8 protein-coding genes are annotated in these 15232 nt (G+C 74.7%); 7 read left to right on the top strand and 1 reads right to left on the bottom strand.

Going from position 1 to position 15232, the window contains the following annotated elements:
- Window positions 1-83 precede the first annotated feature (83 nt).
- The 4 genes from ACIPYS_RS20890 to ACIPYS_RS20905 all read left to right on the top strand — a co-directional run bounded on the left by ACIPYS_RS20890 (window position 84) and on the right by ACIPYS_RS20905 (window position 5252).
- Window positions 84-980: a peptidase S1 gene (locus ACIPYS_RS20890; RefSeq protein ID WP_400747921.1), complete on the top strand. Its 897-nt coding sequence runs from the start codon at window positions 84-86 to the stop codon at window positions 978-980.
- A gap of 322 nt (window positions 981-1302) precedes the next feature.
- Complete coding sequence (locus ACIPYS_RS20895; RefSeq protein WP_093864327.1) at window positions 1303-1785, top strand: GNAT family N-acetyltransferase; 483 nt, start codon at window positions 1303-1305, stop codon at window positions 1783-1785.
- A 327-nt stretch (window positions 1786-2112) separates the two neighbouring features.
- Window positions 2113-4797, top strand: coding sequence for a fibronectin type III domain-containing protein (locus tag ACIPYS_RS20900; protein ID WP_400747923.1), 2685 nt, complete (start codon window positions 2113-2115; stop codon window positions 4795-4797).
- Between the two features lie 137 nt (window positions 4798-4934).
- The gene (locus ACIPYS_RS20905) at window positions 4935-5252 is read left to right on the top strand and encodes a hypothetical protein (protein ID WP_400747925.1); all 318 of its coding nucleotides are present in this window, start codon (window positions 4935-4937) and stop codon (window positions 5250-5252) included.
- 209 nt (window positions 5253-5461) lie between these two features.
- Here ACIPYS_RS20905 and ACIPYS_RS20910 read toward each other — a convergent pair whose 3' ends face one another.
- Window positions 5462-5710 (bottom strand): acyl carrier protein, encoded by a 249-nt coding sequence (locus ACIPYS_RS20910; RefSeq protein ID WP_093864330.1) that lies wholly within the window; start codon window positions 5708-5710, stop codon window positions 5462-5464.
- 132 nt (window positions 5711-5842) lie between these two features.
- Here ACIPYS_RS20910 and ACIPYS_RS20915 point away from each other — a divergent pair, with 132 nt between their 5' ends.
- From ACIPYS_RS20915 to ACIPYS_RS20925, 3 genes are read left to right on the top strand one after another with little or no spacing between them, the layout of a single operon-like run.
- Window positions 5843-9109: an amino acid adenylation domain-containing protein gene (locus ACIPYS_RS20915; RefSeq protein WP_400747927.1), complete on the top strand. Its 3267-nt coding sequence runs from the start codon at window positions 5843-5845 to the stop codon at window positions 9107-9109.
- Window positions 9106-11763, top strand: coding sequence for a beta-ketoacyl synthase N-terminal-like domain-containing protein (locus tag ACIPYS_RS20920; protein WP_400747929.1), 2658 nt, complete (start codon window positions 9106-9108; stop codon window positions 11761-11763). Before ACIPYS_RS20915 ends, ACIPYS_RS20920 begins: the two co-directional genes overlap by 4 nt.
- 11 nt (window positions 11764-11774) lie before the next feature.
- The gene (locus ACIPYS_RS20925) at window positions 11775-15209 is read left to right on the top strand and encodes an amino acid adenylation domain-containing protein (protein WP_400747931.1); all 3435 of its coding nucleotides are present in this window, start codon (window positions 11775-11777) and stop codon (window positions 15207-15209) included.
- The last annotated feature ends 23 nt before the right edge of the window (window positions 15210-15232 follow it).

Here is a 15232-nt window from a genome sequence, read left to right on the forward strand (position 1 = left end):
CGAAGGACCCGAAGCATCCGACGCGGGTACGGGCACGTCCTGCGTGGCCGCGTGATTCCTCACTGCTCTACGGAGGCCCCACCATGAAGAATTCCCTGACGGCCGCCGCGCTCGCGGCGTTCACCGCGACGCTCCTCGCCACCACGGCCGCGGCCGCGGCCGCGGCCGCGGCCGTCCCCGGGACCGTTTCCGGCGACGGTGGCAACCGCATCGCCGTTCTCAGGGGCAACGGCACCGCCCTGGTGAAGGAGGGTGGTCTCGGTGCCCAGTGGACCAACGAGGCCGACGGCGTCAAGCAGATCGTCGCCGCGGGCGACCGCATCGGCGTCCTCAAGGACGACGGGTCGGTGCTCGTGAAGCAGGGCGGCCTCGGCGACCAGTGGGTCCTCGTTGCCGACAACGTCAAGCAGATCGCGCTGTCCGGCGACCGCGTCGGCATCGTCAAGGGCGACGGTGTCGCCTACGTGAAGGAGGGTGCGCTCACCTCGCAGTGGACCCTGGAGGCCGACAACGTCAAGTCCCTCCAGCTCTCCGGCGCCCGGATCGGCGTGGTCAGGGGCAACGGCACCGCCCTGGTGAAGGAGGGCGGTCTCGGCGCCCAGTGGACCAACGAGGCGGACAACACCGTCCAGCTCGCGCTGTCCGGCACGCGGATCGGCATCCTCAAGGGCGACGGCGTCGCTTACGTCAAGGAGGGTGCGCTCACCTCCCAGTGGACCCTGGAGGCCGACAACGCCGTCCAGTTGGAACTCTCGCGCGACCGCATCGGTGTGCTGAGGGGCGACGGCACCGCTCTGGTGAAGGAGGGTGCTCTCGGTGCCCAGTGGACCAACGAGGCGGACAACACCGTCCAGCTCGCGCTGTCCGGTACCCGCATCGGCATCCTCAAGGTCGGCGGTGTCGCCTATGTGAAGGAGGGTGCGCTCACTTCCCAGTGGACCCTGGAGGCCGACAACGTCACCGAGCTCGCCCTCTCCTGACAGCCTGCTGCCCCCGGCTGTGGGCGGATCGGGGACGGTGAACGGCACAGGGGCGACCGGACCGAGGGGCCGGGCGGCGGGCGAGCGCCGCCCGGCCTCCCGTGCTGTCGGCGCGGGGCTCCGCCGTCCGTCCCGTCCGTCGTCCGGACACACCGCCCTGCCGCACCGACCGGCCCCCGTCGCGACGCCTGCTCCGACCGGCTCACCGCCTACAATCACCCTCGCGGACACACCGCACGCGCAGGCGGCCCCCGGTCGGCCGCGTCCCGACCTCGCAGGTCAGAACGCCTGGCGCCCCTGACCGCCCTCACCTGGAGCCGAGATGTCCGAAGTCCCCGCGATCACCGTCCGCGACCTCGTCGCTGCCGACGAGAAGGACTGGCGCCGACTGTGGGCCGGATACCTCGAGTTCTACGGGTCCACCGTGCCCGCGGAGGCCACCGACTCCACCTGGCGACGGCTCCTCGATCCGCACCAGCCACTGCTGGGACGTGTCGCCGAGCACGACGGCACCGTGATCGGCATCACCAACAGCGTGCTGCACCACAGCACATGGCTCACCGGCCAGGTCTGTTACCTGGAGGACCTCTTCGTGGACCCCGCCCACCGCGGGCTGGGCGCGGGCCGCCTGCTGCTCCAGGACCTCTTCGACCTCGCCGCCGTCCGTGGTTGGGCACGCGTCCACTGGCTCACCGCCCACGACAACCCGGCCCGCCGCCTCTACGACACCTTCGTCCCGGCCGACCACTACGTCCACTACGAGCGGGACCTGCCCACCGGGCCGACCCCGGCCGACCGGCCCTGACCCGGGCCCCGGGCCGTTCCGGCGGCGAGTCGAGCGGGAGGCCGACCGCGGCCGTGCCCGCCGAGACCAGGGCCGCGACCTCACCCAGGCTCCGGGGAACGGGTGCCGGGCGCTCCGCTACGGACGGCTGCGGTCGGGCGTTCACGACCGGGTGCGGCCGGGCAGGAGGTTCGGGACGCCGTAGGCCCGTACGCCGGTTCGACGTGCGGTGCCGGGGAACTCGCCGAGGGGACACCGAACGACATGCACGACATGCGCTTATCGGGACGTACGGCCGGAAGAGTCCGTGAACGAAGGGGGCCGACCGCCTCCGCCTGGCGCGGGAGCGTGCTGACCCTGCTGGTCTCGCTGGCCCTGGTGCTCGGCACGGTCACCGGATCCGCCTCCGCGCAGGGCGCCGGGACGCGGGATTCCGCCGCCGCAGCCGCCGCCTTGTGCGGCACGCACGCCACGTCCTTCTCCACCCCCGGGGAGGAGGGAGCGCCCATGACGGCTCGCCTGGGCTGTGCCAAGGACGCGGGCGGTCTGCGCGCGCTCGCGGCGAACGACGACGACCTGGTGCTGGCCTTCGACTTCCCCGCCGCCGGGCGCCGTCAGCAGGCACGTGACCTCACCGCGGCGGTGGTCGCCGAGACCCGGGCCGATCAGGACGCCGGGATGTCGCTGGGTGCGGCGTTCACCCAGCGTGCCCGGGAGCACGGTGTCGGGATCTATCCGACGCAGCAGGGCAGCGCCGAATTCCGGGGCACCGTGCACGCCGTGGACGACAGCCTCGTGGTGGTCACCCCGATGGATGTCATCGGCTTCGAGGAGACCTGGTGGCAGAAGTTCATCGCCAGCGGGGTCGGGGTCGCCGTCAGCATCCTGGTCGGGGCCGGGTGCCTGGTCACCTTCGGGCCCGGCGCGCCGGCGGCCGCTCCGGTGTGCGGCGCGGTCTCCGGCGCACTCGGCTCCCTCACCACCGAGATCCTGAACGCGGCCTTCGACGGCAAGTCGGTCGCCGACGGCACCGTCTGGGCGGACGCCGTGGCCGCCTCGGTCTGGCCGGCGGTGGCCGGAGCGTTCGGCGGGGCCCTGCTGAACTGGGCGGCGAGCAGCGGTCCCACCGCCATCGCCGAGCTGCAGACGGCCCTGCGCAACTTCGGGACGAAGCTCGGGAACCTCGGCAACACCCTCGGCTTCATGGCGAACGCCCTGAACCCCTTCGCGCCGCGCCTGCTGGACTCGCTGCGGCGCCTCCAGCGGGGTGTCGGCAACAGCTCCGTGCCGCTGCGGGTCCTGGTGGTGGGGGATTCCATGACCCAGGGCATGGAGGGCGACTGGACCTGGCGGTACCGGCTCTGGGAGTGGTTCAGGAACCAGCACGTCGCCGTCGACTTCGTCGGCCCGTACCGGGGGACCAAGCAGCCGGACGCGCCGAACGGTCCGCCCGGCCCGCCGCCGCTGCAGGGCGAGATCGAGAACCCCTCGGCCGTGCCTCCGCCCGTCGACGGCGCGTACGCCCAGGGTGTTCCGGCCGGCTTCGACAGCGACCACTTCGCCGTGTGGGGGCGTCAGGCGGCCCAGGACAAGGACCTGATCGGGCCGGTGGTCGCGCAGTACCGGCCCGACCTCGTCCTCTTCGGCATCGGCTTCAACGACATGGGGTGGCTCGTCAGCGACGCCCCCGGCACTCTGGAGAGCGTGAAGGCGATGGTCGACCGGGCGCGCGCGGCCAAGCCCGACCTCCGTTTCGCCGTGGCGAACGTCCCGATGCGGCCCCTGATCGAGGGCCGGCAGGACCTGATCGTCAAGACCCGGCAGTACAACACCCTGCTGGCGAAAGCGATCCCGAGCTGGAGCACGCCCGCCTCCCCGGTCGAGCCGGTCGACTGGGAGGGGGCGTACAGCTGCGACACCAACACCTGCCCCGCCGCGTACGACAACCTGCACCCCAACGCGCTGGGCGAGTTCCAGATCGCGTCCGCCTTCGAGCGCACCCTCCACGACGGCTACGGCATCGGGCAGTTCGTGCCCAGCGTCCCCGGCACCGTCCCCCGGCGGCCGATCCTCCCGGTGAACAGCGTCGTCGCGGAGTCCGCCCCGAGCGGTGTGAAGGTGACCTGGACACCGGTGTTCGGCGCACGCGGCTACACCGTCCGCTACCGGCTCGCGGGTCTCACGGAGTGGAACGAGGCCCGGGTATGGACCAACCGCTACGACACCACCTGGACCGAGGACGGCTGGACCTGGGAGTACCAGGTCCGCACCGACAACGACGGCGACGGCCAGTCCGTGTGGTCCGGCACGGTCACCGCGACCGCGCACCCCGAGACCGCCGCACCACCCCGGAACATCGTCACCCGCGCGACGGCCACGGGCGTCGACGTGTCCTGGGACGCGGCTACCGGTCCCCACACGGACGGCATCGACCGGTACCAGATCATCACCTGGGACAGGGACGTCCCCGGCGCCTACATCGGCGGCACGGCGGTCAGGGGGACGTCCGTCCACATCGACGGTCTCGTCCCGGGGCACCACTACCTCGTCGCACTGGTGACCTGGAACCGCGCCGGCGGCGGCATGCCCGGCGTGGCGAGGTCCGTGACGATCGGCGCGGGGGTGCCGCTCGTGCCGGCGAACCTCAGGATCGCGTCCGTCGACCCCACGACGGTCCAACTGAACTGGCAGGGTTCCCCGGAGGCGGCCGGCTACCGGGTCTGGGTGCGGAACATCTCCGACCACAGCCCGGTCTCGCCGGAACCGTACGTCACCGACACGCCCGACCACCGGATCGCCTTCCTCTTCCCGGGCAACTGGAACTACGAGTTCTGCGTCACCGCGATCAACGGGGCGTCGGAGTCCGCGCGGACCCCCTGTGTCTCGGTCCCGCTCCCGCCCCCGTCCACCGGTGCGGCCCAACCGCCGTCCGCAGGAGGTGAATCGCCGGCCACGCCGGAGGACCTCCTCGTGCGGCGCGGCCAACTCGCCGACCCGCGGCGGGGCCTGGTCGCCGCGGCCCCCGCCGGCTGACCCCGGGTACGACCGCAGGCGCGCGACGGTCCCGGCTGCTCCTGAGCGGCCGGGACCGCCGCTTCGGCGGCGGAGGTGTCGAGGTGACGGCGTGCCCGTAGACTCCGGCGCAGGGCCGGACGGAGTGAGGGCGCGCCATGGACCACTGTCGCCACGAGTTGAGCAACTGCGCCGAGTGCGCCCCGCCCGCGCGGGCCGGCCGGAGCGCTCCGAGTGCGGAGTGGGACGGCTGGCCGGGGTCGGCGATCATCATTCACGCCAGCCGCAAGGCCCACCTGCCCGGCTGTCCCCACATCGTCGCCGCCGACGTCGAGCCGCCCGTCTACGGCTGGGTGCTCGCGCCCTCGCCGGGGGCGTGGCGCCGGCTCTCCGCCTCCAGCCCGCTCCGGGCCACCGGAGGCAACACCGGGCGTACCGCCGTGAGTCGCTGCCAGGACTGCGACGCCACCCAGTAGGTGTGCCCGCCGGGGCGGGCCCACCGCGGTCGGCGAGATGGCGGGGTCCGGACCGGGCGGGTGAGCGCGGTCGGCCTCGACGCGTCCGCCGGCGACTCCGCCGACGACCGTGCGCACCGCCGCACTGCCCGCACCACCTCCCGCACCACCTCCCGCACCGCCCGCACCGCACAGCCGGTGCGGGCGGTGCTGCGTGGTGCGGGCGGTCGTCAGGGAGTCAGCGCCGCGGCGAGTTCCTCGACGGTCGGGTGGGCGATGAGCAGACGGACCGGTACCCGGCGGCCGAGTCCGGCGCCGAGGACGGCGGTCAGCTGGGCGCCGAGCAGCGAGGTGCCGCCGACGGAGAAGAACGGGTCGGTGTCCGTGAATTCGTCGTGCTGGAGCACGGTCGCCCAGGCGTCGCGGACGGCGGAGCGCAGGGCCTCGGGGGTGCTCGGGGCGGACCGGGTGGTGTCCATCGTGTGCGTGCTCCTGTTCCAAGGGGTCGGGCCCGCTGGTCGCGGCTGTGTCTCCCGGGACTGGAGAGAAAGGGGAGACAGAAAATCTGACGTGTGACATTGTATAGCTGGAGGTGGGGGATGGACAGTGTCATGCCTGTCGTCACACGGCTGACGAGACAACAGGAAGCCGTCTGGATGGCGCAGTTGCTCGATCGCGGCGGCGATTCCTATCACATACCGATGGCCTTCCGGCTGAGCGGGGAGGTGGATCCCGAGGCGCTGGACCGTGCGCTGCGGCATCTTGCTCTCGCCCATCCCGTGCTGTGCGCACGGGTGGTCGAAGAACTCCCCGGTGCCACCGCGGGGCCGCGTTCCTTCGACGAAGGGCCCTGGCAGGCCGTCGCACCGCCCCCCGGGCGGGTGCTCACGGTGCACGAACCGGTGGAGCCGGACGGTGGCGGACTGCTGCGCGAACTTGCCTCGCGCCCGTTCGACCCCGAGGCGCCGTTGCGCTTCGCCGCCCACCTGATCCGTGTCCGGAACAGTGCGGAGTCCGTCCTGCTGATGGTGTACGACCACCTGGTGATCGACGCGCCGTCGGTCGCACTGCTCGGCGCCGGCCTGTCCGAGGCCTACGGGGCGGCGCTCGGTGGGCGTCCGATCGAGCCCCCCGTGCCCGAACTCTCCTATTTGACCTATGCGCTGGAGCAGCAGCGGGAGCTCGCGGGAGCCGCGGCGGACCGCAACGCGGAGTTCTGGCGCGGCTACCTGGCCGGCCTGCCCGCCCGACCGGCGGGCCGGGCGCGCGGTGTGGCCGTCGGCCAGGTGGCCGGTGAGTTCGCGATCGAGCTGCCCGCCGGCCTGGAGGCGGCGGTGCACCGTGAGCGGGCCTCGCTCTTCTCCCTGCTGCTCGGTGCCCTCTCGCTGACGGCCCATCACCTGCTGGGCCGCGAGGGCGAGGCGCTGCTGAGCTACCCGGCGGTGGACTGGAACCGGGCGGCCCACCCGGAGGGCGTCGGGCTCTTCACCGACCTGTTGCCGTTCCGCAGCCTGGAGCCGCTCCCGGGGGAGACGCTGGCCGCGTACGTCGCCCGGGCGGCCGACCGGCTCTTCGACTGCCTCGAGCACCAGAACGCCCCGGGCGCCGACCTGCGCGCGCCGGACGAGCCCGCCGTGATGCTCTCGTTGCACGACCTGACCGGGACGGACCTGACGCTGGACGGCCTGGCGGTGGAGCGGATCCCGGTCTACCCCCGGTCCCCGAAGACCGGACTGCTGATCGCGGTGGAGACCTCGCCCGGAGGGGCCACCGCCCGACTGCAGTACGACCCGGCCCGCTGCCCGGCCGACCGGGCCCGGCGGATCGGCGCCGCGTTCGCCCGGGTGCTCGCCCAGGTGGTCGAGTACCCGGCCGCACCCGCCCTCGCGGTGGAGCTGGTCGACCAGGCCGAGCGCGAGCGGCTGCTCGACCCCGGGCCGTACCCGGGAGAGCCCGTTCCGGTGACCGAGCTGTTCCTCGGGCACAGTCGGCGCACACCTTCGGCCACCGCCCTGGTGACGGCGGAACACAGCTGGAACTACCGGCAGTTGGCCGACGCCTCCGGTCGGATCGCCGCCGGACTGGTGGACCGGGGGGTCGTGCCCGGCTCGGTCGTGGCGCTCGGCCTGCCGCGCTCGCCGGAGTTCGTTGCCGCCGCGCTCGGTGTGCTGCGCGCCGGCTGTTCCTTCTTCCCGCTGGACACCGATCAGCCGCCGCGCCGGCTGGCCTACCTGTTGGCCGACACCGGCAGTGCCGGGTTGATCACCGCCGACGGGGGCCGGCCCGCCTGGGCCGCGGCCGGGACGGTGGTGGTCGGTGCGTCGCTCGACGGGACGCCGGAGACCGCCGGACCCGGCCTCGCGGTGGACGGACCCGATCGCGTGGCGGGCGGACCCGATCGTGCCGTGGGCGGTGCCGACGGCGCCTATGTGATCACCACCTCCGGCAGCACCGGCCAGCCCAAGGGTGTCGGTGTGCCGCACCGGGCGCTGGCGAACAACCTGCGCTGGAAGGCCGCAGAGTTCGGGCTCGGCCCCGAGGACCGGGTCTACTTCAAGACCCCCGCGGTCTTCGACGCCTCGGTCTGGGAGTACCTGCTCCCGCTGACCGTCGGCGCGGCCGTGGTGGTGGCCCCGTCCTGGGCGCACCGCGACCCGGCCGTCCTGGCCCGGGAGATGATCGAACTGGGCGTCACCGTGGTGCAGTTCGTCCCGACCCTGGCCAAGGCCGTGCTGGCCGAGCCGGCCAGGCTGGACCACGGGCGGATCCGGCTGGTCTGCTTCGGCGGCGAGGTGCTCGACCAGGCCCTGGCCGCCAGGACCGCCGAGCGGTGCGGGGCGGAGGTGGTCAACCTCTACGGGCCCACCGAGGCCGCCATCGACGCCACCTTCCACCGCTGGTCGGCCGCCGACCCGGCGGGCCGGGACGGCACGGAGAACCAGGACGGCACGGCGGGCCAGGACGGCACGGCGGGCCAGGACGGCACGGTGCCGATCGGCCGGCCGATCGACGGCTGCCGGGCCCTGGTGCTCGGCGTCGGCGACCAGCTGCTGCCCGACGGGTTCGTCGGGGAACTCCACCTCGGCGGAATGCCACTGGCGACCGGCTACCTCAACCGGCCCGACCTGACCGGCCGGTCCTTCCGGCCCGATCCGTTCGGCGCCGGCAAAGAGCAGTCCGCGCAGTCCGAGCTGCCCGACCAGCCCGAGCGGCCGGTTCCCCGCCTCTACCGCACCGGCGACCTGGTGCGCCGCGACGAATCCGGTCGGCTGCGCTACCTCGGCCGGACGGACGGTCAGTTGAAGGTGCGCGGGGTGCGACTGGAGACCGCGGAGCTGGTCGCCGCCGCGCTCGCCCACCCCGGAGTCCGGGACGCTGTCGCCGCCCTCACCGGCGACAGCGGTGACCGGCTCACCCTGTACTACCTGGCGCACCGGCAAGTGGCCGTCGAACCCGCCGAGCTGCGGGCCGCGCTGGCCCGCACCCTGCCGGCCGGGTACTTGCCCCAACTCTTCGTCGAACTGCCCGAGTTCCCGCTCACCGCGAGCGGCAAGGTGGATCTGCGGGCGCTGCCCGCGCCGAGCTCCGCCACGCCCGCCGACGGGCCGCTGGCGGCCCCGCGCCGTCCACGCCCCGGCCTGGAGCGCAGGCTCGCCGCGCTCTGGGCGGACGTCCTGCAGACCGCCGAGGAGCACATCCCGCGCGATCTCAGCCTCTTCGAACTCGGCGGGAGTTCCCTCCAGTTGATCCGCCTGCACGCCCGGCTGCGGCGCGAGCTGCAGGCCGATCTGCCGGTCACCGACCTGTTCAAGTTCCCCACCGTCGCCGCCGTGGCAGCCGCGCTGAGCGCCCCGGCCCCGCACCAAGGACTCCGATGACCCCAAGCACCGACGACCGCGCCGTCGCCGTGGTCGGCATGTCCGTACGCCTTCCGGGCGCCCCGACCGTCGACGACTACTGGGCGCTGCTGCTCGCCGGCGGCAGCGCGCTCGAGCCGGCCACCCCGGCGGAACTCACCGCCGCCGGCGTGCCGGACGACGTGGCCGACGACCCCCGCTACCTCGCGGTGGCGGGCCGGGCGGCCGACACCGAGTACTTCGACGCCGCCTACTTCGGCCTCGCCCCGGCCGAGGCCGCCGCCATGGACCCCCAGCAGCGGGTGATGCTGGAGGAGGCGCTGCACGCCCTGGAGGACGCCGGCTGGGCCCGGCTGCCCGCCGACCGGCGGATCGGCGTCTTCTGCGGCAGCGGGGAGAACCGCTACGGCGAGCTGCTCCGGGCGGCCGGCGCCGATCCCGGCCTGGGCAGCGCCGCCGCCGCACTGCCGCTGCGGATCTCGTACCACCTGGACCTGCGCGGACCGAGCGTGTTCGTGCAGAGCCTCTGCTCCACCGCGCTGGCCGCCGTGCACCTGGCCCGGACCAGCCTGCTCAACGGCGAGTGCGACGCCGCGCTGGCCGGCGCGGTCTCGCTCGCGCTCCCGCAGGAGCACGGCTACCTGGCCGAGGACGGCGGGGTGCTCTCCGCCACCGGTGCGCTGCGGCCGTTCGACGCGGACGCCGACGGCACGGTGCCCGGCAGCGGCGCCGGGGTGCTGGTGCTCAAGCGCCTCGCGGACGCCCTGGCGAGCGGTGACACCGTGCACGCCGTCATCCGTGGCTCCGCGCTGAACAACGACGGCGCGGACCGGCTCAGCTTCGCCGCGCCCAGCGTCGCCGGGCAGCGCGAGGTGATCCTGGCGGCGCTGGAGGACGCGGCGATCGACCCGGCGACGGTCGGCCTCCTGGAGGCGCACGGCACCGGCACACCGCTCGGCGACCCGGTCGAGCTGGCCGCGCTGCTGGAGGCCCGCCGGGTGCTGGGTGTGAGCAGCCCGTGCGCGATCGGCGCCGTCAAGTCGACGGTCGGTCACCTGGACGGTGCGGCCGGCGTGGCCGGGCTGGTCAAGGCGGTGCTGGCGGTCCGCGAGGGCGTCGTCCCCGCGACCCGCGGCCACCGGCGGCTCAATCCGGCGATCGACCTGGCCGACAGCGGTCTGCGGGTGGTCACCGCCACCGAGCCGTGGCCGCAGGCCGACGGTCCGCGCCGTGCGGCGGTGACCGCGCTCGGTGTCGGCGGCACCAACGCCCATCTGATCGTCGAACAGCCCCCGACCGCCCCGGTGAGCGCTCCCGTTCCCGTGACCGCGACCGCCCCGGCGGCCGCTTCCGCGCCGGAAGGGCCGCAGCCGCAGCTCCTGCCGGTCTCCGCACACACCCCGAGCGCCTTCGCCCAGGCCCGGGCGGACCTGCTCGCCGCCGCGGCCACGGTCGGCCGCACCGGTCCGGCGCAGGCACTGGCCGCACTGGCGGTCGCGCTGCAGGACGACCGGCGCCCGCGCGAACTGCGCCGCGCCCTGGTGGTCGGTGACCCGGACGACCTGTCCGCGCTGGCCGAGCTGGAGCCGGTGACCGACCGCGAGCTGGTGCTGGCACTCGCGCCCACCTCGCCCACCACCTCGCCCACAACGTCCCCCGCAGCCGCAGCCGCAGCCGCAGCCGCAGCCGCAGACGCTGACGCCGAGGCCGAGGCCGACGCCGTCGCGGACGCCGCCGGGCGGGAGTTCGACGCCCAGCTGGCCGGTCTGGAGGCGCTGGCCCGGCTCGGCATCGTCCCGACCGCGCTGCACGCCGAGGGCACCGGCGAGTTCGCGGCCCTCGCACACAGCGGGGCGCTCCCGGCCGACCGCGCCCGGGACTTCGCCGGCCGCCAGGCCCAGGCGCTGGCCGCCCTGGACCGCGGCGCCGGTACCGAGGGCCACCGGGTGCTGGCCGCCCTGGTCGCCGAGCTGACCGGCACCCGGCCCGAGCCGCCCCGGATCGGGCTGCGCTCCGCCGCGCTGGACCGCAGCCTCGCGGCCGGCCACCCCCTCACCGGCACCGAACTCGCCACGCTCGTCGAAACGGCGGCCTTCGGCACCCCCGGACCGTCGCCGGACGAGCGGCTGCCCCGGGTCGGGGACCCGGCGGACCGCGTCGCGCTGCTGCGGCTGGTCGCGTACTGCTGGGAGCGCGGCGCCACGGTCGACTGGGCCGCCCTGCGCCCCGCCGGACCCCGGCCGGCCCGCTTCGCCCTGCCGCGCTACCCCTTCCGGCGGGACCGCCACTGGCACCCGGCCGCCACCCCCGCCACCCCCGTCGGCCGAGCCCCGGTCCCCCTCGCGGCGCTGCCGGAGCGGCCCGGCGGGGCGTCGCAGCTCCCGCCGGGCGTGCGGGGCGGACTCGCCGCGATCTGGGCCGAGGTGCTCGGCATCGACGAGCCCGCCGCCGACGACAACTTCTACGCGCTCGGCGGCCACTCGATCATCGCGGCCCAGGTGCTGACCCGGATCCGCGAACGGTTCGGGGTCCGGCTCACCCTCGGCGACTTCCTGGACGCCGACACCCTCGCGGACACCGCCGCCCTGGTCGAGGCCGAGCTGGCCGCCGACCGCCTCTACAGCTCCCTGACCACCGGGAGCGCCGACGACGGATTGGACCTGGTCGAACTGTGACGCTCATCGGTTTGCTGGAAGACCTCTCCCGCCGCGGAGTACGGCTGGCCGCCGCGGACCGGAAGCTCTCGGTCAGCGCCCCCGCCGGCGTGCTCGACGGCCCCACCACCGAGCTGATCCGCGCCCGCCGCGAGGAGATCCTGCAGTTCCTGCGCGAGCGGGCGGAGGAGGAGGCCCGCCGCGCGGTGCGGATCGAGCGGGCCGACCGGTCCCGGCCGCTGCCCGCCAGCTACGCCCAGCAGCGGCTCTGGCTGATCGAGCAGCTCGCCACCGACCTGCCGGTCTACAACATGTACTTCGCCACCACGCTCACCGGCGAGCTGGACGAGGAGGCGCTGCGCTGGGCCGCCGACCGGCTGACCGAGCGCCACGAGGCGCTGCGCACCGCGCTGCGGGAGTCGCCGGAGGGCCTGCGCCAGGTGATCCTGCCCGACCTGCGGGCCGACTTCCGCCGCCACGACCTGACCGGTGCTCCGGCGGAGGCGCTGGACCCGCTGATGGACGAGATCACCCGCACCCGGTTCGACCTCGCGGTCGCGCCGCTGGTGCGCTTCGACCTCGTCCACTGCGCCGAACGGCGCTGGATCCTGGTGGTCACCCAGCACCACGTGATCTCCGACGGCTGGTCCACCGGCGTGATCCGGCGCGAACTCTCCGAGCTGTACGCGGCCCGGGTCCAGGGCCGGCCCGCCGCGCTGCCCGAACTCGCGGTCCAGTACGCGGACTACGCCGTCTGGGAGCGGTCCTGGCTGGGCAGCGAACTGGCGCGGCGCCAGAAGGCTTTCTGGCGCAGCCAACTGGCCGATCTGCCGCCGCTGGTCGAGACCTCGCAGGGCCAGCAGCGGGAGGCCGTCCAGAGCTACCGCGGCGAGGGCCTGGACTTCCGGCTCTCGGAGCGCACCCTCGGCCTGGTCCGCGAACTGTGCGAACGCTCGGCCGCCACGCCGTACGTGGTCTTCATGGCCGCCTACTCGCTGCTGCTCTCCCGGATGGCCCGCGGCACCGACATCGCGATCGGCAGCCCGCTGGCCAGCCGGCCGTACACCGCGCTGGAACAGACCCTCGGTCTGTTCTTCAACTCGATCACCGTCCGCACCGTGATCGACGAGCGGGAGAGCGTGCTCGACTACCTGGCCCGGGTGCGCCGCTCCGCCTTCGACGCCTTCGCCAACCAGGACCTCCCCTTCGACCAGGTGGTGCAGGAGGTCGCGCCGGAGCGCAGCAGCGCGCACGCGCCGATCTTCCAGAGCATCTTCATCTACCAGAGCTACCCCGACGCCGAGCTGGAGCTGCCCGGGATCACCACCGGTCCGGCCCCCGAGCCGGTGTACTCGGCCCAGTACGACCTGATGCTGAAGCTGCGCCAGGAGGAGGACGGCTACCTCGGTCAGCTCATCCACGCCACGGCGCTGTTCAGCGCGCAGGACGCCCGGCGCCTGGTCCGCTGGTTCGAGCGGCTGGTCACCGCGATGGCCGAACGGCCGGACCGCCCGGTCGGTGAGCTCTCACTGCTCGGCCCTGAGGACGAGCCGGCCCGCCGGGAGGAGCTGCCGAGCGCGCCGCCGCCCGGCGACGACTGGAAGCCCGTTCCGGAGCGGATCGCCGCCCGGCTGACCGAGGGCGGGCGGGAACCGCTGCTGGGCTTCCGCGACCTCCGCCGCACCGGCACCGAACTCGCCGACCGGGCCGAAGCGGTGGCCGCCGGACTGCGCGCCGCCGGACTGCGGCCCGGCGACCGCGTCGGCCTGCTGGTCGGCCGCTCGCCCGACCTGGTCGCCGCCCTGCTGGGCGTCTGGCGGGCCGGCCTCGCCTACGTGCCGCTCAACGGCCGCGACCCGCAGGCCCGGCTGACCGCGATGCTCGCCGACGCGGGCTGCACCGCCCTGCTGACCGGCCCGGAGTACGCGGCGCACTGCCCGGGGTTCACCGGCCACCGCCTCGAACTCGACCGGCTGCCCGCCGCCCCGGCCGCGCCGGTGCCCGCCCACCGCCCCGCTCCCGGGGAGACCGCCTACCTGATCTTCACGTCCGGCTCCACCGGCCGGCCCAAGGGCGTGGAGATCAGCCACGGCAACCTCGCCTCGCTCTTCGACGCGCTCGACCGGGCCGTGCCGCTGCGGGAGCGGGCCCACTGGCTGGCCGTCACGGCGGTGACCTTCGACATCGCCGTGGTCGAACTGCTGTGGACCCTGGCCCGCGGAGTGCCGGTGGTACTGGCGGAGAACGCCGAGACCCTGGCCACCGCCGACCCCGCCGGTCCGCTCACCGTGCCCGAGCTGCTCACCGCGAGCGGCGCCGACGCCCTGCAGGCCACCCCGACCCTGCTGCGCACCGTGTTGCGGCTGGCGGACGGCCCGGCCGCGCTGGCCCGGCTGCGTCTGCTGCTGGTCGGCGGGGAACCGCTCGACCGGGAGCTGGCCGTCCGGCTCAAGGGCCTCGGCATCCCCCGGGTGCTCAACGTCTACGGGCCGACCGAGACCACCGTCTGGTCCACCGTCTGGGAGGTGCCCGCCGAGCCCGAGCGGATCCTGGTCGGCCGCCCCCTCGCCAACACCGGCGCGGTGGTGGTGGACCACGCGCTGCGGCCGCTGCCCACCGGGATGTTCGGCGAGCTCGTGCTCACCGGCCACGGGGTGGCGCCCGGTTACGCGGGTGCGCCGGAGCTGACCGCCCAGCGGTTCGTCACCCTGCCCGGCGGCGCCCGCGGCTACCGCACCGGCGACCTGGCCCGTCGGCTGCCCGGCGGCGACCTGGAACTGGTCGGCCGGCTGGACAACCAGGTCAAGGTCAACGGCTACCGGATCGAACTCGAGGAGATCGAGCGCACGCTGCTCGCGCTGCCCGCGGTCGCCGCCGGCGCCGCGGCGGTCCGCCGGCCGGGCGGCCGGGCCGTGCTGACGGCCTACTACGTGCCGGCCGACCCCACCGCCGCGCCGGACCCGCAGGAGCTGCGGGCCGCACTGGCCGCCGAACTGCCCGACCCGTACGTGCCGACCGCCTGGGTCGAGCTGCCCGCGCTTCCGACCACCACCGGCGGCAAGGTCGACCGGCGCGCCCTGCCCGACCCGCCGGAGCCCTCCGCGGCGCCGTCGGCGGCCCCCGCCGACGAGGTGCAGGCCGGGCTGCTCGCCTGCTGGCAGCAGGTGCTGGGCCGGCCGGACCTGGGCGTGGACGACGACTTCTTCCAGTCCGGCGGCAGCTCGCTGCTGGTCGCCGCGCTGCTGGCCGCCGTCCGCGAACGGGTGGCGCCGCAGAGCCGGATCGTCGACCTCTTCCGTCACCCGACGGTGCGGGGCTTCGCCGCCCACCTGAGCGGCGCGCCCGCGCCCGCGCCCGAGGCCCCGGCCGCCACCGCCCCGGCCGAGGTCTCGGACGCCCGTCGGCGCCGCCGCGAGCAGGTGCGCCGCAAGCGGCTGGCCGAGGGCGCCGGACCGGCCGCCCCCTGAGGCCCTCGAGGCCCTGTCACCAC

Source organism: Kitasatospora sp. NPDC089913, assembly GCF_044748625.1.
Classification (GTDB): domain Bacteria; phylum Actinomycetota; class Actinomycetes; order Streptomycetales; family Streptomycetaceae; genus Kitasatospora.